Source organism: Actinomadura rugatobispora (assembly GCF_042656285.1).
In the GTDB taxonomy this organism is placed as follows: Bacteria; Actinomycetota; Actinomycetes; order Streptosporangiales; family Streptosporangiaceae; genus Spirillospora; species Spirillospora rugatobispora.
On the sequence record NZ_JBHSON010000008.1, the window covers coordinates 48604 to 65436 of the forward strand.

General features: G+C 73.7%; 16 protein-coding genes. 12 read left to right on the top strand and 4 right to left on the bottom strand.

Features of this window, described 5'->3' with window-relative positions; genetic code table 11:
- Positions 1-29: 29 nt before the first annotated feature.
- The 7 genes from ACFPZN_RS07515 to ACFPZN_RS07545 all read left to right on the top strand — a co-directional run bounded on the left by ACFPZN_RS07515 (position 30) and on the right by ACFPZN_RS07545 (position 6020).
- Positions 30-704 (top strand): TetR/AcrR family transcriptional regulator, encoded by a 675-nt coding sequence (locus ACFPZN_RS07515; protein ID WP_378281071.1) that lies wholly within the window; start codon positions 30-32, stop codon positions 702-704.
- A 35-nt stretch (positions 705-739) separates the two neighbouring features.
- Entirely contained in the window at positions 740-1042 is a 303-nt protein-coding gene (locus ACFPZN_RS07520; protein ID WP_378281072.1) for a hypothetical protein, read from the top strand.
- Between the two features lie 63 nt (positions 1043-1105).
- Positions 1106-1819, top strand: a complete 714-nt coding sequence (locus tag ACFPZN_RS07525; protein ID WP_378281073.1) for a spermidine synthase family protein — start codon at positions 1106-1108, stop codon at positions 1817-1819.
- Between the two features lie 127 nt (positions 1820-1946).
- Positions 1947-2546: a biotin transporter BioY gene (locus tag ACFPZN_RS07530; RefSeq protein WP_378281074.1), complete on the top strand. Its 600-nt coding sequence runs from the start codon at positions 1947-1949 to the stop codon at positions 2544-2546.
- A gap of 154 nt (positions 2547-2700) precedes the next feature.
- Positions 2701-3936 (top strand): isochorismate synthase, encoded by a 1236-nt coding sequence (locus ACFPZN_RS07535; protein WP_378281075.1) that lies wholly within the window; start codon positions 2701-2703, stop codon positions 3934-3936.
- A 226-nt stretch (positions 3937-4162) separates the two neighbouring features.
- Positions 4163-4645, top strand: coding sequence for a cation:proton antiporter regulatory subunit (locus tag ACFPZN_RS07540; protein ID WP_378281076.1), 483 nt, complete (start codon positions 4163-4165; stop codon positions 4643-4645).
- A gap of 88 nt (positions 4646-4733) precedes the next feature.
- Positions 4734-6020 carry a cation:proton antiporter gene (locus tag ACFPZN_RS07545; protein ID WP_378281077.1) on the top strand — a complete coding sequence of 429 codons (1287 nt, stop codon included), beginning with the start codon at positions 4734-4736 and terminating at the stop codon, positions 6018-6020.
- Between the two features lie 145 nt (positions 6021-6165).
- Here the strand turns inward: ACFPZN_RS07545 and ACFPZN_RS07550 are convergent, their stop codons facing one another.
- Positions 6166-6975, bottom strand: coding sequence for an Fpg/Nei family DNA glycosylase (locus ACFPZN_RS07550; protein WP_378281078.1), 810 nt, complete (start codon positions 6973-6975; stop codon positions 6166-6168).
- Positions 6976-6995: 20 nt separating this feature from the next.
- Positions 6996-8027, bottom strand: coding sequence for a fatty acid desaturase family protein (locus ACFPZN_RS07555; RefSeq protein WP_378281079.1), 1032 nt, complete (start codon positions 8025-8027; stop codon positions 6996-6998).
- Between the two features lie 263 nt (positions 8028-8290).
- Between ACFPZN_RS07555 and ACFPZN_RS07560 the strand changes: the two genes are divergently transcribed.
- From ACFPZN_RS07560 to ACFPZN_RS07575, 4 genes are all read left to right on the top strand, one after another.
- The gene (locus ACFPZN_RS07560) at positions 8291-9124 is read left to right on the top strand and encodes a tyrosine-protein phosphatase (RefSeq protein WP_378281080.1); all 834 of its coding nucleotides are present in this window, start codon (positions 8291-8293) and stop codon (positions 9122-9124) included.
- A gap of 479 nt (positions 9125-9603) precedes the next feature.
- Positions 9604-10971 (top strand): purine-cytosine permease family protein, encoded by a 1368-nt coding sequence (locus ACFPZN_RS07565; protein WP_378281081.1) that lies wholly within the window; start codon positions 9604-9606, stop codon positions 10969-10971.
- 29 nt (positions 10972-11000) lie between these two features.
- Positions 11001-12599, top strand: coding sequence for a hydantoinase/oxoprolinase N-terminal domain-containing protein (locus tag ACFPZN_RS07570; RefSeq protein ID WP_378281082.1), 1599 nt, complete (start codon positions 11001-11003; stop codon positions 12597-12599).
- Positions 12592-13665 carry a DUF917 domain-containing protein gene (locus ACFPZN_RS07575; RefSeq protein ID WP_378281083.1) on the top strand — a complete coding sequence of 358 codons (1074 nt, stop codon included), beginning with the start codon at positions 12592-12594 and terminating at the stop codon, positions 13663-13665. The genes ACFPZN_RS07570 and ACFPZN_RS07575 overlap by 8 nt, the downstream gene beginning before the upstream one ends.
- A 61-nt stretch (positions 13666-13726) precedes the next feature.
- Here the strand turns inward: ACFPZN_RS07575 and ACFPZN_RS07580 are convergent, their stop codons facing one another.
- Positions 13727-14635 (bottom strand): nitroreductase/quinone reductase family protein, encoded by a 909-nt coding sequence (locus tag ACFPZN_RS07580; protein WP_378281084.1) that lies wholly within the window; start codon positions 14633-14635, stop codon positions 13727-13729.
- A gap of 556 nt (positions 14636-15191) precedes the next feature.
- Here ACFPZN_RS07580 and ACFPZN_RS07585 point away from each other — a divergent pair.
- Positions 15192-16286, top strand: a complete 1095-nt coding sequence (locus ACFPZN_RS07585; RefSeq protein ID WP_378281085.1) for an NAD(P)/FAD-dependent oxidoreductase — start codon at positions 15192-15194, stop codon at positions 16284-16286.
- Here ACFPZN_RS07585 and ACFPZN_RS07590 read toward each other — a convergent pair.
- Positions 16261-16794, bottom strand: coding sequence for a MarR family winged helix-turn-helix transcriptional regulator (locus tag ACFPZN_RS07590; protein WP_378281086.1), 534 nt, complete (start codon positions 16792-16794; stop codon positions 16261-16263). The two genes, ACFPZN_RS07585 and ACFPZN_RS07590, sit on opposite strands and share 26 nt — an antisense overlap.
- Positions 16795-16833 lie beyond the last annotated feature (39 nt).

Genomic DNA, 16833 nt, shown 5'->3' on the forward strand with positions numbered 1-16833 from the left:
CGGCTAGTGTACGGAACGGTTTCGTTTCGATGTACGGGGGCGGGGTCATGGCGGTGGGGCGCGGCCGGGCGCGGGAGGAGGCGATCCTGCTGGCGACGCTGGAGCTGCTGGCCGAGGTCGGCTACGACCAGATGACGATGGACGCGGTCGCGGTGCGGGCCCGTGCCAGCAAGGCCACCATCTACCGGCGGTGGCCGGGCAAGGCCGAGCTGGTGGTGGCGGCGGTGCGGCGGCACGCGGGCGGGCCGGCCGCGGCGGTGCCCGACACCGGGGAGCTGCGCGCGGACCTGCTGGCGGTGCTGGGGATCATGCGCGAGGGCCTGACCGGACAGGACGCGGCGCTGCTGCTCGGGCTGATGATCGCGATGCGGCGGGACGAGGAGCTGGCGCGCACCGTGCGGGCGCAGGTGGTCGGCGACAAGCGGGAGCTGTTCGGCGTCGTGGCCGGGCGGGCGGTGGAGCGCGGCGAGCTGCCGGCCGCCGCGGCGCCGCCGGCGGTGGCGATGTCGGCGGAGGTGGCCTCGGCGATGCTGCTGTCGCGGGTGATGGTCACCGCAGAGCCGCTGGACGAGGCGTTCCTGTGCCGGCTGGTCGACCAGGTGCTGCTCCCCCTTCTCCTGCGCCGGCCCCCCGCGGCGACAGCGGCCGGTGAGACCGACGAGGCCGACGAGACGACCGGTGGCGGAGCGGACGCCCCGGGGTGAACACCGATACCGGTGACCAGGAAGTGAGGACGGTCATGTGGCAGGCGATCGTGCTGGGTCTGGTGGCGGGGGTGCTGGGCGGCAACGCCGTCCCCCACTTCGTGGCGGGCATCACGCGCCGCTCGTACCCGAACCTGATGGGCAACGGGCCGGTGCCCAATCTGGTGAGCGGCTGGGTGGGCCTGGTGGCGACCGGGCTGCTGTGGCACTGGGCGGACACCGCGGGCCATGACGGCTGGGCCCTGGGCGCGGCGGCGGCGGGGGTGCTGCTGATCGGGCTGTTCCACGCGGGGCCGGGGGCGTTCGGGAGACCCGCTCGCGGGGAACGCCCCGCGTGACGGGCGGCTCCCGGCGCGGCCCGTCCGGCCCCGCCGGGAGCCGGAGATCATTAGGCTCGGGGCATGGGGATTCCCGGAACGTCGTCGCAGGAGCCGGTGGTCGTCGAGCGCGCCGAGGGGCACGGCGGCGAGCTGGTGCTGCGCCGCGCCGCCGACGGCCACCACGAGATCATCAGCAACGGGGTGTTCCTGATGGACACCCGCAACGGCGAGTCCGAGCGGCTGCTGGTGCGCGAGGCCGTCCGGGGGCTGGCGGCGCCGGCGCGGGTCCTGATCGGCGGGCTGGGCGTGGGGTTCTCCCTGCGGGAGGCGCTGCGGCTGCCGCAGGTGTCGCACGTGCGGGTGGTGGAACGCGAGCCCGCCGTGGTCGCCTGGCATCGCGGCGGGCCGCTGGCGCCCTGCTCCGGCGGCGCCCTGGACGATCCGCGCGTGCGGGTCGAGCTCGGCGACCTGGTCGGCTGGCTGGCACCGCCCCCCGGGGCGGGACGCGGCGCGCCCGAGCGGTTCGACGTGGCGTGCCTGGACATCGACAACGGCCCCGAGTGGACGGTCACGCCCGGCAACGCCCGCCTGTACGGGCCGCAGGGGCTGGAGTCGCTGCGCGGCAGGCTGACCGCGCGCGGCGTGCTGGCGGTGTGGAGCGCGGGCGCCGCGCCCGCCTTCGAGGGCCTGCTGCGGGAACGGTTCGCGCACGTGCAGGCCCTCCCGGTGCCGGTGCCGCGCGGCGAGCCCGACGTGGTCTACCTGGCCCGCGACGAGCCCGCTCCCCCCGTCTGACCCCGCCCGACCCCGCCTGATCACCGCGCGCGGCGCACCGCCGGGACCGGATGTGGCGACCCGCGCATGTCCGGCCAACACCCGGTTCGCTAGGTTTCGGCCAGACACAACCTATTTGGAGGGACTTGTGGCTACCGTTCACGCAGCCCGGCGGCGCGACGCCGTCCTGGGCGACCTGCTGCCCGGATCCCTGGCCCGCGACATCGCGCTGGTCGCCGGCTCGGCCCTCTTCGTCGGCCTGGCCGCCCAGATCGCCGTACCGCTGCCGGGCACCCCCGTCCCGGTCACCGGGCAGACCTTCGCCGTGCTGCTGGCCGGCGCCGCGCTCGGCTGGGGCCGCGCCGCACTGGGCATGGCGCTCTACCTGGCCGCCGGGATGGCCGGCGTGCCCTGGTTCGTCGACGGGCAGTCGGGCACCGGCCTCCCCACCCTCGGCTACGTGATCGGGTTCGTGGTGGCCGCCGCGGTCGTGGGCCGCCTGGCCGAGCGCGGCGGCGACCGCACCCCGCTGCGCACCGTCGGCACCATGGCGCTGGGCACCACGATCATGTACGCCGCCGGAGTGCCGTACCTGATGGCCTCCCTGGGCGTCGACCTGGGCAAGGCGCTGGACCTGGGCCTCACACCGTTCCTGGCCGGCGACGCGCTGAAGGTGCTGCTGGCGGCGGGCCTGCTCCCGGCCGCCTGGAAACTGGTCGGCCGCCGCGCCGGCACCGCCGAGCGGTAACCACCCGCACAGGGCAGAGACGAGGGCGGTGCGCACCCCGCGGCGGGTCCGCACCGCCCTCCGCCCAGAGCCCGGCCGGATGTGGCGCACACCTCAACCAGACCGCCCGGCACGCAGGTTTGAACGGGTTCAACTCTGTCGTAGAGTGGCACCCGTGAACCTGGCCGTGAGCGCACCCGACCGCCTGGTCGTCCGCACCGTCCACATCCCCGACCCAGGCGACCTCATCGCCCGCCTCCCCCACCCGGCCGCACTGGCCTGGATCAGGCACGGCGAAGGCATCGTCGGCTGGGGCCAGGCCGCACGCCTCGACCTCCCCGGAGGCCCCGACCGCTTCGCCGACGCCGACCGATGGCTGCGCGAACTGTTCACCACCGCCTCCATCGACGACCCCCTCCAGATCCCCGGCACCGGGCCCGTCGCCTTCGGCGGCTTCGGCTTCGACCCCAAATCGGCCGACTCGGTCCTCATCGTCCCCCGCTGGATCCTGGGCCGCCGCGACGGCCACGCCTGGCTCACCACCATCGGCGCCGACGCCGACCCCCTCGCCCTCCTCCACCGGCCCCGCCCCACCACCCGGCTCACCTGGAGCGACGGCGCCCTCACCGCCCCCGCCTGGCAACGCGCCGTCGGCACCGCCGTCGACCGCATCCGCGCCGGACGCCTCGGCAAGGTCGTCCTGGCCCGCGACCTGCACGCGCACGCCGCCGAACCCATCGACGCCCGCGTCCTGCTGCGCCGCCTCGCCGACCGCTACCCCGGCTGCTACACCTTCTCCTGCGCCGGCATGGTCGGCGCCACCCCCGAACTCCTCATCCGCCGCACCGGCGGCACCCTGGACTCCCTCGTCCTGGCCGGCACCACCGCCCGCGGCACCACCCCCCACGACGACGCCGCCCGCGCCGCCCGCCTCTTTGCCTCCGCCAAGGACCGCCAGGAACACGCCTACGCCGCCGAGATGGTCCGCGACGCACTCGCCCCGCTGTGCGCCGAACTCACCGTCCCCGACCGGCCCGAACTGCTCACCCTCGCCAACGTCATGCACCTGGCCTCCGCCGTCCACGGCCGCCTCGACAGCGACCGCTCCGTCCTGGACGTCCTGGCCGCCCTCCACCCCACCCCCGCCGTCTGCGGCACCCCCACCGACACCGCCCTGCACCTCATCCGCGAACTCGAGGGCATGGACCGCGGCCGCTACGCCGGCCCCGTCGGCTGGGTCGACTCCCGCGGCGACGGCGAATGGGGCATCGCACTGCGCTGCGCCCAGATCCAAGGCACCCACGCCCGCCTGTTCGCCGGCTGCGGCATCGTCGCCGACTCCGACCCCGCCGCCGAACTCGCCGAAGCCCAGAACAAGTTCCGCGTCATGCAGGACGCCCTTGAGGGCTGACCCCGCACCAACGGCACCCCGCACACCCCGTGGACACCCCCCGGGCCACGGCGGCACCACCCGAACGGACACCCCTGCGTCCGGGACGCCCCGAATTCGGCAGCACGCCACCCCATCTGCGATCATGGCCGACCGTGACCAGGGGAAGGCCGCGACCGGCGCACCGCGGGCGACGCCCCCCGGCCACCCCAAGACGCACCACCCACGCGAAGGAAAGAGAAAGAACGTGGACGTCGAACGGACCGCACTGCCCGGCATCGGCCTGCAGCATGTCCTCACCACCGGGCGCGGCCGCCAGATCGGGGTCGTCTCCCACCGCACCGGACGCAAAGACCTGGTGATCTACGACAAGGACGACCCCGACAGCTGCGTCGTCACCGTCAAACTCACCACCGAAGAGGCCAACGCCATCGCCGAACTCCTCGGCACCGGCCGCGTCGTGGAACGCCTCGCCGACCTGCACCGCCAGGTCGAAGGCCTCATCACCGAACAGATCCCCATCGCCCCCGGCTCCCCCTACGCCGGACGCCCCCTCGCCGACGCCCGCGTCCGCACCCGCACCGGCGCCTCCATCGTCGCCATCGTCCGCGACGGCCAGGTCATCGCCAGCCCCCGCCCCGACTTCACCATCGAGGCGAGCGACATCGTCGTGGTCGTCGGCACCGACGAAGGCGTCTCCGCGGTCACCGCCATCTTCACCCAGGGGTGACCCCCACCGGGCACAGCCCGCCGACCAGCCCACCGGCCGCGCCCCCGGCGGGCCGGCCGCCGCCGACCCCGCCGACGGATAGAGAACCATGCACACCGCCGTACAACTGATCGAACTCGGCGCCATCATCCTCGCCCTCGGACTCCTGGGCGCGGTCTCGACCCGCTTCTCGATCTCCCCCATCCCCCTCTACCTCCTGGCCGGACTCGCCTTCGGCTCAGGCGGCATCCTCCCCCTCGGAGCCAGCGAGGACTTCGTCGCCATCGGCGCCGAGGTCGGCGTCATCCTCCTGCTGTTCACCCTCGGCCTGGAATACACCGCCGACGAACTCGTCGGCACCCTGCGCACCTCCGCACCCGTCGGCCTCATCGACCTCGTCCTCAACGCCGCACCCGGCGTCATCGCCGCACTCCTGCTCGGCTGGGGCCCCGTCGCCGCCGTCGCCATGGGCGGCATCACCTACGTCACCTCCTCCGGCATCACCGCCAAAGTCATCGGCGACCTCGGCTGGCTCGGCAACCGCGAAACCCCCGCCGTCCTGTCGGTCCTGGTCTTCGAAGACCTCGCCATGGCCGCCTACCTGCCCATCCTCACCGCCCTCCTCGCCGGAGCCGGCCTCATCGGCGGCGCCACCGCCCTCGGCATCGCCGCCCTCACCATCACCGTCATCCTCTACGTCGCCCTCCGCCACGGAAAACTCGTCGAACGCTTCGTCGCCAGCCCCAGCGAAGAAGTCCTCCTCCTCAAAGTCCTCGGCCTCACCCTCCTGGTCGCCGGCATCGCCCAGCAGCTCCAGGTCTCCGCCGCCGTCGGCGCCTTCCTCGTCGGCATCGCCCTGTCCGGCCCCCTCGCCCACACCGCCCAGAAGATCCTCTCCCCCCTCCGCGACCTGTTCGCCGCCGTCTTCTTCGTCTTCTTCGGCCTCCACACCGACCCCGGCGACCTGCCCCCCGTCCTGGGCATCGCCGCGCTCCTCGCCCTGGCCGGCATCGCCACCAAACTCGGCACCGGCTGGATGGCCGCCCGCCGCGCCGGCGTCGCCCTCACCGGACGACTGCGCGCCGGCGCAGCCCTCACCCCCCGCGGCGAGTTCAACATCGTCATCGCCGGCCTGGCCGTCTCCGCCGGCACCAACGCCCAGCTCGGCCCCCTGGCCGCCGCCTACGTCCTCATCCTCGCCGTCGCCGGCCCCCTGCTCGCCCGCACCGCCGAACCCCTCGCCCACGCCCTCCGCGGCAAACACACCCACAACCTCCGCCGCGTCGACGAGGACCCCGACGAGATCCCCGACCCCGCCCCGGCGGCGGCCACCGCCCAGCCCGCCGGCGACACCGACATCACCGGCCTGGAAGACACCGCCGAAGCCAACCGCTGACCGCCCGCCCCTCCCGGGCACCCCCACCGGCACCCCGGTGGACCGGCCCCGCCACGCCGGTCCACCGCACGATCATCACCGCAAAGCCGCCCTCAGCGCGCCTTCAGAACCGCCCTCGACCCCTCAGGGACGCCTCAGGGACGCCTCAGGACGGCTGGCACGCCGGGCACCAGAACAGATTCCGCCCCGCCAGCACATCGGCGCACACCGCCGTACCGCACACCAGACACGGCAACCCCGCCCGCCGGTACACATACACCTCGCCACCATGCTCATCCACCCGAGGCGGACGCCCCATCGCCTCCGGCGTGTGCTCAGGACGCACCGTGTCGATCCGCCCCACCCGCACACCCTCCGCCATCAGCACCCGCAGGTCCTCCCAGAGCCCCATCCACCGCTCCCGCCCCAGCGCACGACCCGCCACCAGCGGATGCACCCCCTGCCGGAACAGCACCTCCGCCCGATAGATGTTCCCCGGCCCCGCCACCACCGACTGATCCATCAACAACACCGCCACACTCGTCCGCGTCCGCGAGATCCGCCGCCACGCCACCTCCGGATCCGCATCGGCCCGCAACGGATCGGCCCCCAGCCGATCCCGCAGCACCTTCACCTCACCCCGATCCAGCACCTCGCACGCGTTCGGCCCGCGCAGATCGGCGTACCCCGCCCCACCCGACAACCGCAACCGCACCGCACCCACCGGCGCCGGAGCCTCACCGAAGAAGTACTTGCCGTAGATCCCCAGATGCACATGCAGCACCCGCTCCCCGTCCTCACCGAACCCCAGCAGCAGATGCTTGCCATGAGCGTCGGCCTCCCGCAGGACCAGCCCGTCCAGCAGACGAGCCCCCTCACCGAACCGCCCCTGCGGACTCGTCGCGCGCACGCGCCGGCCGCCGAACATCCGCTGATGCTCGGCGGCCAGACGGTGGATCGTATGACCTTCAGGCATGACCGATCAGCATAGGACCGTCACGACCGAAGCGGCTCCCCGACATCATGCATATGCCGCAGCGCCTGACCGTAGGAGTCCAGCAGACCCGTCTCCACATACGGCAGCCCCACCCGCTCGCAGTGCTCGCGCACCAGCAGCTGCAGACGCCGCAGATTCGGCCGCGCCACGCTCGGGAACAGATGGTGCTCGACCTGGTAGTTCAACCCGCCCAGCAGGTAGTCGTTCACCGCACCGCCGCGCACGTTCCGCGACGTCAGCACCTGCCGCCGCAGATGATCCCACCGCTCACCCGGCCCCGGCATCGCCATGCCCTTGTGGTTGGGCGCGAACGCGCTCCCCAGATGCACCCCGAACAGCGCCTGGTGCAGCAACATCAACGCCACCGCCTTCCCGGGCGACAGCAACGTGAACGCCAGCGCCACATACCCGACCGCGTGCGCCGCCAGCAACGCCCCCTCCAGCACACGATCCCGCACCGGCAGCCGCCGCAGATCAAGCGCGCTGTTCACCTGCAGGTTCAACCCCTCCAGCAGCAGCAACGGGAAGAACAACCACGCCTGCCGCCGCGCCATCCACCCCGCAAGCCCGCTGTGCCGCTTCGCGGCCTGCTCCCGCGTCCACACCAGCACCCCCTCCCCGACATCCGGGTCCTTCTCCACATGATTGGGATTGGCGTGATGCCGGTTGTGCTTGTCGTTCCACCACCCGTACCCCATGCCCAGCATCAGGTTCCCCAGCAGATACCCCAGCCACCGGTTCACCCGATGCGACGCGGCGATCTGCCGGTGCCCCGCGTCATGCCCCAGGAACCCCGTCCGCGCCGACAGCACCGCCAGCGGCAACGTCATCACCAGCACCCACCACGACCCGCCCAGCCAGCCGACGGCCGCCCACGCCCCCGCGGTCGCGGCCAGGTTCGCCCCGATCGCCCACGCGTAGTAGCCCCGCCGCCGCTCCAGCAACCCCGCCTCACGCACCCGCCGCGCCAACGGGCCGAAGTCGCTCGCGACCGAACCGCGATCCGGCCGGGATTCCAGGGTGACGGTCATGCGGGGCCTCTCTCTCCGAGGGGGTACGGTGGGGCCGCCCACCCCGGCGAGACACCCGGATGAACGCACGCGCAACGGCGTGACCCGAACGCTACGGAGCCCAAGATCGCGCGGTCACCCCGCCGCAGAGCCATCTCCCCCCTGGCTCACAGGTCTCATGTCCGGCCCCGGCGCATCACCCCCCAAGGGGGGATTCCGCCCCGCCCCGTGGTCCCCGGGCCGGGTGAACATCCCGTCGCTCCCGGCATATAGGCTCAGAAGCCATGAACGCGCGCTCACGGTGGATCGATCTGGACGGGGCGGTCAACGTCCGCGACCTCGGCGGCCTCCCCACGGCCGACGGCCGGACGACACGGCGCGGCCGGGTGCTGCGCTCCGACAACCTGCAGGACCTGTCCGTCTCCGACATCCGGATCCTGCTCGACGACTACGAACTCAAGAACGTCATCGACCTGCGCAGCGACGCCGAGGTGCGCCTGGAGGGCCCCGGCCCGCTGACCCGCACGCCCTCGGTCACCGTGCACCACCTCTCCCTGTTCTCCGAAGGCGGCCGGCACACCGACGTCGCCGCCGACACCGGCGGAGCGCGCAACGGCGGCCGGGGCTCCGGCGAGGTGGACCTCGACAAGGTCCTCCCCTGGCAGCAGCGGACCGAGGACGGCCCCGAGAGCGACCGCTCGATCGGCCACTACCAGGGCTACCTGCGCGACCGCGCCGACTCCATCGTGGCGTCGCTGCGGGTGATGACCCGCACCGACGGCGCGTCGCTGGTGCACTGCGCGGCGGGCAAGGACCGCACGGGCGTGGTGTGCGCGATGGCGCTGGACATCGCCGGCGTCACCCGGGAGGCCATCGTGGCCGACTACGCCCAGACCGCCGAGCGCATCGAGTCCATCCTGGCCCGGCTGCGCGCCAGCGACACCTACGCCGCCGACCTCGACTCCCGCCCGGCCGACACGCACGTGCCGCAGGCGGCGACCATGGAGAAGTTCCTGGCCAGGGTGGACGAGGAGCACGGCGGAGTCCAGCCGTGGCTGGCCTCCCACGGCTGGACCGACGAGGACACCGACATCCTCCGGGGCCGTCTCCTCGATTGAGGTTTTTGTTTTTGGGCCGGGGGTTGGTGGAGCGCTCCACCAACCCCCGGCCTTTACGTTGTAAGTTGAATATTGGATTAAAGAGGCCGGCGGGCCGGGCAGCGTCCGACAGGCCGGCCACGAACCCCTTGCAGCCCAGGCGCACCCTGAAAGGCCCCCGGCAGCGGCGCGTCTCCAGCGCCTAGGCCCGAGCGGCGCCAGAGCGGCCCCGCTCCCCCGACATGCGGGTCTCCCCCTCTGGATAGCGCGCAGGGACGGTACGCCCTCCCCCGGAGGGGGGACGCCGAGGGTGTGGGCGCGCAGCAGGGCCGACCAGGCCACCACCGTCGGCGACCACCCGTGCGGTCCGTGCGGGTGGTTCTGGGCTGTGACCGTGCGGCCACTCGACAGGACCGCCCTTCCCGGCCTCGGGCGGGGCTGGGCCGTGCCCGGTGGCGGCCCGGACCGGCAACCACCGAGCCACGCCTCAAAGGCCCGCCATGACCACCGGTCGCACGGACGAGGACTTCCCCCTGGAGCGGGTGCCGCGTTCAGCCCGCTACCCCTGGTTCAACGTGGCCGTGCAGCGCTTCGGTCAGCTGTCCGACCTCACCCAGTTCCTGCTGGGCGCGACCTTGGGCGCCGGGCTGTCGTTCTGGGGCGCGTTCTGGGCCCTCACCCTCGGCTCGGTGATCCTGGAAGTGGTGTGCGTCTTCGTCGGGATCGCCGGGATGCGCGAGGGCCTGTCCACCTCCGTGCTGGCCCGCTGGACCGGGTTCGGCCGGTACGGCTCCACCCTGATCGGCCTGGTCATCACCGTCAGCCTCTTCGGGTGGTTCGGCGTCCAGACCGCCGTGTTCGCCGAGGGCCTGCGGTCCCTGGTGGGCGGGCCGCCGCTGTGGGTCTGGGCGCTGATCACCGGGCTGGGCGTGACGCTGCTGGTCCTCAAGGGCTTCAGGGCCATGGGCTGGACGGCGTTCGTCACCGTCCCGGCCTTCCTCGGCCTGGCCGGATGGGCGATGAGCGTCCAGCTCTCCAAGTACGGCATCGGCGACCTGATCGCCTCCCCGCCCTTCGGCGAGGCGATGTCGATCGCGACCGGCGCCACCCTCGTCGCCGGCTCCTACATCGTCGGCGCGGTCACCACCCCCGACATGACCCGCTTCAACCGCGGCACCGCGGACGTGGTCAAGCAGACCGTGCTGGGCATCTCGCTCGGCGAGTACGTGCTGGGCCTGGCCGGGGTGCTGCTCGCCTACGCGGTCAAGACCTCCGACGTGGTCGCCATCATCACCGCCTCCTCCGGCGTCGCCGGCGTCATCATCCTGATCTCCGCCACCGTGAAGATCAACAACTGGAACCTGTACTCCGCCACCCTCGGCCTGATCAACTCCGTGGAGACGCTCACCGGCGTGCGGCTGCCCCGCGTCGCGGTCACCGTCGGGATCGGGCTGCTGGGCAGCGGGCTGGCCGCCGCGGGCATCCTCGACCGCTTCGCCGACTTCCTCACCCTGCTGGGCGTCCTCACCCCGCCCATCGCCGGGATCATGGTCGCCGAGTACTTCCTGGCCCGCCGCTGGCGCCCCGTCCTCGACGCCTCCCGCGCCACCGGCCGGCTCCCGGAGACCGAACCCGGCTGGGTCCCCGCCGCCCTCGTCGCCTGGGCGATCGCCGCCTCCGCCGGCTGGGCCGGCGAGCACTACCAGTGGCCGGGCATACCCGCGGTCAACTCGCTGCTGCTGGCCGGCGCCGGCTACCTCCTGGCCGCCCGCCTCGGCCTGGTCCGCGGCACCGGCGAGTTGCCCGTCGAGCAGCCCGAGCACCCCGCCGCGGCCCTGGAGATCGAGAACGCCGCCACCCCGCGCTGACCCGCCCCCAACCACGGCAAGGAGGACCCGTGCGCATCGGCATCGACGTCGGAGGCACCAACACCGACGCGGTCCTGCTGGACGGGGACACCGTCCTGGCGACGGTCAAGTCGCCCACCACCACGGACGTCACCACCGGTGTCGTCCGGGCCGTCACCGCGGTGCTGGACGCCCCGGGCGCCGCACCCGGCACCGTCACCGCCGTCATGATCGGCACCACCCACTTCGTCAACGCCCTGGTGGAGGGCGCCCGGCTCGCCCCCACCGCCGCCGTCCGCCTCGGCCTGCCCGCCACCGCCGCCCTGCCGCCCATGGCCGACTGGCCCCCGCGCCTGCGCGCCGCCCTCACCGGCGGCGACCGGGACGGGCCCGCCGTCTACCTCTGCCACGGCGGCCACGAATACGACGGCCGCCCCATCTCCCCTCTCGACCCCGCCGAACTGCGCGCCGTCGCCGCCGACATCGCCGCCCGCGGCATCGGCTCGGTCGCCGTCTCCGCCGTCTTCTCCCCCGTCACCGCCGAGGACGAGACCCGCGCCGCCGAGATCCTCGCCGCCGAACTCGGCGCCGGCGTCCATCTCTCCCTCTCCCACGAGATCGGCCGCGTCGGCCTGCTCCCCCGCGAGAACGCCACCATCGTCAACGCCGCCCTGCGCGACCTGGCCGACACGATCGTCGCCGCCCTCGGCCAGGCCCTCGCCCGGGCCGGCATCACCGCCCCGCTGTTCCTGTCCCAGAACGACGGCACCCTCATGGACGCCGAGTACGCCCGCCGCCACCCCGTCGCCACCTTCGCCTCCGGCCCCACCAACTCCATGCGCGGCGCCGCCCGCCTGTCCGGACTCACCGACTGCGCCGTCGTCGACATCGGCGGCACCACCACCGACGCCGGCATCCTCACCGGCGGCTTCCCTCGCGAGGCCACCGGCGAGTCCGAGACCGCGGGCGTCCGCACCAACTTCCGCATCCCCGACGTGCTCTCCCTGGGCCTCGGCGGCGGCTCCCTGGTCGGCCTCACCGGCCCCGGCGCGCCCACCGGCGGCGCGCGCAGCGTCGGCTACCGCCTCACCGACGACGCCCTGGTCTTCGGCGGCACCGTCCTCACCGCCACCGACCTGGCCGTCGCCGCCGGCCACGCCGCCATCGGCGACCCCGCCCTCGTCGCCCACCTCGACCGCGCCGCCGTCCGGGCCGCGCTCGACCACATCGCCGCCCGCATCGCCGACACCGTCGACCGCATGCGCACCTCCCCCGCGCCCCTGCCCGTCGTCGCCGTCGGCGGCGGCAGCGTCCTGCTGGCCCCCGGCGGCCTGCCCGGCCTCCCCGACGTCCGCCGCCCCGCCCACTTCGCCGTCGCCAACGCCATCGGCGCCGCCATCGCCCAGGTCGGCGGGGAGATCGACCGCGTCTACCGAATCCCTCCGGGACGCCGCGACGCCGTCTTGGACGAGGCCAGGGACGAGGCCGTCCGCAACGCCGAGAACGCCGGGGCCCGCCCCGGCACCGTCACCGTCGTCGACATCGACGAAATCCCCCTGGCCTACCTCCCCGGCGGCACCACCCGCCTCCGGGTCAAGGCCGTCGGCGACCTCGACCCCGCCCGCCTGGAGGCCGCCCGCCATGCGTGAGATCCACCCCGGCGACCTCGACGACCTCGCCCGCGGCGCCGGCATCCTCGGCACCGGCGGCGGCGGAGACCCCTACACCGGCAAGCTGCTCGCCCAGCGCGCCATCCGCGAGCACGGCCCCGTCACCGTCGTCGGCATCGACGAGGTCCCCGCCGACGCCACCGTCGTGGCCATCTCCGGCATGGGCGCCCCCACCGTCTCCGTGGAGAAGCTCCCGGCCTGCACCGAGGAGGTCACCGCGCTGCGCGCCCTGGAGCGCCACCTCGGCCGCGCCGCGACCCACCTGGTCCCCATCGAGGTCGGCGGCCTCAACTCCATGGCCCCCTTCGTCGCCGCCGCCCGCACCGGCCTGCCCGTCGTCGACGGCGACGGCATGGGACGCGCCTTCCCCGAGGCCCAGATGATCCTGCCCGGCCTCATCGGCGTCACCGTCGCGCCCATGGCCGTCGCCGACGACAAGGGCAACACCCTGGTCATCGACGGCGTCTCCGACCTGTGGTCCGAACGCCTCGCCCGCACCGCCTGCGTCGAGATGGGCTGCTCGGTCTCCTGCGCCGACACCGTCATGCGCGGCGACCAGCTCGCCGCCGGGCTCGTCCCCGCCACCCTCACCCTCGCCGAAGACCTCGGCCGCACCGTCCGCGAGGCCCGCGCCGCCCACGCCGACCCCGTCGCGTCCGCCGCCCGCCTGCTGGGCGGAGTGCGGCTGCTGACCGGCAAGGTCGTCGACGTGCGGCGCCGGACCTCCGGCGGCTTCGCCCGCGGCCGCGCCGTCCTGGAGGGCACCGGCGGGGACCGCGGCCGCGCGCTGGAGCTGTCGTTCCAGAACGAGCACCTGCTCGCCCGCCGCGACGGCGCGGTCATCGCCACCACGCCCGACCTGATCTGCGTGCTGGACACCGACACCGGCGAACCGGTCACCACCGAGGGCCTGCGCTACGGGCTGCGCGTCACCGTCCTCGGCGCGCCCTGCGACCCGCGCTGGCTCACCCCGGGCGGGCTCGAGCTGGCGGGGCCGCGCTACTTCGGCTACGACTGCGACCACGTCCCGCTGCCGACGGCCTGACCCCTGCCTGCCCACCGACCGGGCAGCCGGCAGGCAGACAGGCAGGCAGGGGAGCCAGGGCTCAGGTGATCCGCGGCCAGGGCACCTCGTCCAGCCGGTTCAGCAGCGGCACCAGCTGCGTCTCCTCCCGGTCCAGGTGGGCCTCCAGCACGCCGCCGAGCCGTTCCAGCTCGGCGCGGATCCGCGCCGGATCGCCCGCGCCGGCCTCACCGGCCAGCCCCGCCAGCTCCTTCCTGATCTCCGCGACCCGGGCGTGCTCGTCGCGCAGCGACTCCAGGACGGGGCCCAGCTCCGGGAACCGCCTCAGCAGCACCTCGAACACCACCATGTCCTCGCCGGTGTGGTGCCGCTCCAGCGACGTGCAGAACCACAGGCAGTGCTCGCGCAGCTCGGCCGTGAACGCCGGCGGACCGGCGGCGGGCACCGCACCCCCGCCGTCCAGCGTCGCCCCGATCCCGGACCGGAGCGCGGCCAGCTCGTGGCGGAAGGCGTTGTGCAGCTCGACCAGCTCGTCACCGGCCGCACGCGCCCGCGCGCCGCCGTCCGGGGAACCGACCGGGTCCAGGACGACCACGGGCAGCACCCGCGAGGTCCGCTTCTGGTAGTCGGCGAAACCGGGCGCCTCCCGCAGGATCCGCGCGAACAGCCGCTCGCGCTCCCGCCCTTCGGCGGGCGCGGCGATCGCGGTGATCGTGCGGATCCGCTCGCCGTCGCCGATCTCCAGCGTGACGCGGGGCTCCGCCAGCAGGTTGTGGTACCAGGCGGGATGCCGGGGCGCGCCCGCGGCCGAGGCCACCACCAGGTACCGGCCGCCCTCGGTGACGAACCCGACGGGGGACGTCCGCCGCGCGCCGGTGCGGGCGCCCGTGGTGGTCAGCAGGGCCAGCACGGCTCCCTCGAAGGGGCCGCCGACCCTCCCGCCGTTGGCGCGGAACTCCTGGATGATCTGCTTGTTGAAGTCATGGGGCATGCCGAAGTGCTCTCCTTGCGTGGATGTGGAACGCGCCGGGGGCGCGGTGAAGTCAGGCGCGGTGAAGTCAGGCGCTGCGAACGATGTGAGCTGACGCACGCCGGCCCGCCCCGCGGCGGCGGGGGGGGGGGGGAACGCGGAGAGTCACACGGGCACGACGGCCCGGCGGAGGACTCGGGAGAACAGCGGTGTCCGGCACCGCCACGCGTGGGGACGACGACGCGCGATCGCTGCGATCAGGCGCGGTCCGTGATGTAAATGCTCACGACATCATCCCCTTGCGGTCAGGGTGCAGGCCTGAGCGCCCCTGTCTCTGGTAGCGCCACGCGTACACCGCCGCTCATTAGAGCCTGGCCGCTTCCCGGTTGTCAACGCGACGGCGGTGACGAGCCCGGCGCCTTTACATAGTAAGTTGAGCATTGAAGCAATCCGTCCTGCGCGCTCGCGGCCTACCTGCGGGCGACCACCAGATTCCATCTTCTTCGGTTGTAGTTCGTTTCACGAACGAGTATGGTTCGCGAAGCGAATTTATCGCCTTGCATGGAAATGAGGAAGCATGGGACGAGTCGTCGCGGTCGTCGGTGGCGGTTATGGCGGTTCGGCGGTGGCCAAGGCGCTGGATCCGGAGACCGACGTCGTGCTCGTCGAGCCCAAGGACGCGTTCGTGCACTCCGCCGGGGCGCTGCGCGCGCTGGTGCGGCCGGACTGGGCGGGCAACATGTTCTTCCCGTACGACCGGCTGCTGAAGCGCGGCAGGGTCGTGCGCGAACGCGCCGTCTCGGCGGATCCGGGCGGCGTCACCCTGGGCTCGGGCGACCGGATCCGGGCCGACTACGTCGTCCTGGCCTCAGGTTCCGGGTACCCCTTCCCGGCCAAGACCGACACCGACTCCACGAGTGAGGCGCTGGAGCGGCTCCGGGCCGCCCATGAGGAGCTCTCCGGCGCCGGGCGGGTGCTGATCGCCGGGGCCGGGCCGGTCGGGCTGGAGCTCGCGGGCGAGATCAAGGCGGTCTGGCCGGACAAGCAGGTGGTCATCATCGACCCGGCCGAGCGGCTGGTGCCCGGCTTCCAGCCGGAGATGCGCGCCGACCTGCACCGCCAGCTGGACGGGCTGGGCGTGGAGCTGCGGCTGGGCACGGCACTGGCCGGCGAGCCGCCGGTCGCGCCCGGGACCGCCAAGGACTTCACCGTGGCCACCACCGGCGGGAACGTCTCGGCCGGCATCTGGTTCCGCTGCCACGGCGTGCGCGTGCACAGCGACTACCTGGGCGAGGAACTGGCCGCGTCCCGCACGCCCCAGGGCCTGGTGAGGGTGACCGAGACGCTCAGTGTCCAGGGCCACGACAACGTCTACGCGCTCGGCGACATCACCGATCTCGCGGAGGCGAAGATGGCCGGGTACGCGATGCGGCACGCCGAGGTCGTGGCGGAGAACATCATCGCCGCGACGCGGGGCGAGCGCCCCACCGCGACCTACCGGCCCTCCCCCGTCCCGTCGGTGCTCCTCCCGCTGGGCCCGGGCGGGGGCGTCGGCCAGACGCCCGCGCCGGACGGCGAGGGCGCGGCCGTCCTGCCCGCGGAGACGGTCGCCGAGTACAAGGGCGCCGACCTGTTCGTCGGACGGTTCAGCGAACTGTTCGGCCTGACCTGACGGCGGAGCCGCCGGCGCCCGCGGCGTCAGCGGCCCTGGGGGCGCCGGCCTCCTCGTCGAGCTCCATGAAGACCACCGGCACCTCGTTGTCGAGCACCACGCGGCTGAGCAGGGCGGCCAGCTGGGCGCGCTCGTCGTCGTCCAGCCCCTCGGGCAGCACCTCGACCCGGCGGCAGGTCTCGGCGTAGAAGCAGTCGGCGAGCGCGGCGCCCTCGTCGGTCAGCGCGACCCGCACGGCGCGGCCGTCGCCGGGCACCGGCTCGCGGCGCACCAGGCCGCGCTGGACGGTCCGGTCGACCAGGCCGGTGAGGCTCGACTTGGCCAGGCCCAGCGTCCTGCCCAGCTCGCTCATGCCGTACGGGCGCGCCATCAGCACGCACAGCAGCTCGCCCTGCTGGGGGGTCAGCCCGTACTCGCGGCTGGAGCCCGCGTACACCGCGTTCACCAGGAACGCCGAGCGCACCAGCGCGGTGACGACCCCCATCCGCTCACCCACGACCTTCGCCATGCGGACAGAATACGGCAGGCGCGCCCCAGCCGCCCCGCC

What these genes read in the sequence shown, in the direction of transcription:
- ACFPZN_RS07555 (WP_378281079.1), bottom strand. Translation starts at nt 8,027, where the DNA reads ATGACCGTCACCCTGGAATCCCGGCCGGATCGCGGTTCGGTCGCGAGC.
- ACFPZN_RS07585 (WP_378281085.1), top strand. Translation starts at nt 15,192, where the DNA reads ATGGGACGAGTCGTCGCGGTCGTCGGTGGCGGTTATGGCGGTTCGGCG.
- ACFPZN_RS07520 (WP_378281072.1), top strand. Translation starts at nt 740, where the DNA reads ATGTGGCAGGCGATCGTGCTGGGTCTGGTGGCGGGGGTGCTGGGCGGC.
- ACFPZN_RS07545 (WP_378281077.1), top strand. Translation starts at nt 4,734, where the DNA reads ATGCACACCGCCGTACAACTGATCGAACTCGGCGCCATCATCCTCGCC.
- ACFPZN_RS07575 (WP_378281083.1), top strand. Translation starts at nt 12,592, where the DNA reads ATGCGTGAGATCCACCCCGGCGACCTCGACGACCTCGCCCGCGGCGCC.
- ACFPZN_RS07525 (WP_378281073.1), top strand. Translation starts at nt 1,106, where the DNA reads ATGGGGATTCCCGGAACGTCGTCGCAGGAGCCGGTGGTCGTCGAGCGC.
- ACFPZN_RS07515 (WP_378281071.1), top strand. Translation starts at nt 30, where the DNA reads ATGTACGGGGGCGGGGTCATGGCGGTGGGGCGCGGCCGGGCGCGGGAG.
- ACFPZN_RS07590 (WP_378281086.1), bottom strand. Translation starts at nt 16,794, where the DNA reads ATGGCGAAGGTCGTGGGTGAGCGGATGGGGGTCGTCACCGCGCTGGTG.
- ACFPZN_RS07580 (WP_378281084.1), bottom strand. Translation starts at nt 14,635, where the DNA reads ATGCCCCATGACTTCAACAAGCAGATCATCCAGGAGTTCCGCGCCAAC.
- ACFPZN_RS07550 (WP_378281078.1), bottom strand. Translation starts at nt 6,975, where the DNA reads ATGCCTGAAGGTCATACGATCCACCGTCTGGCCGCCGAGCATCAGCGG.
- ACFPZN_RS07560 (WP_378281080.1), top strand. Translation starts at nt 8,291, where the DNA reads ATGAACGCGCGCTCACGGTGGATCGATCTGGACGGGGCGGTCAACGTC.
- ACFPZN_RS07565 (WP_378281081.1), top strand. Translation starts at nt 9,604, where the DNA reads ATGACCACCGGTCGCACGGACGAGGACTTCCCCCTGGAGCGGGTGCCG.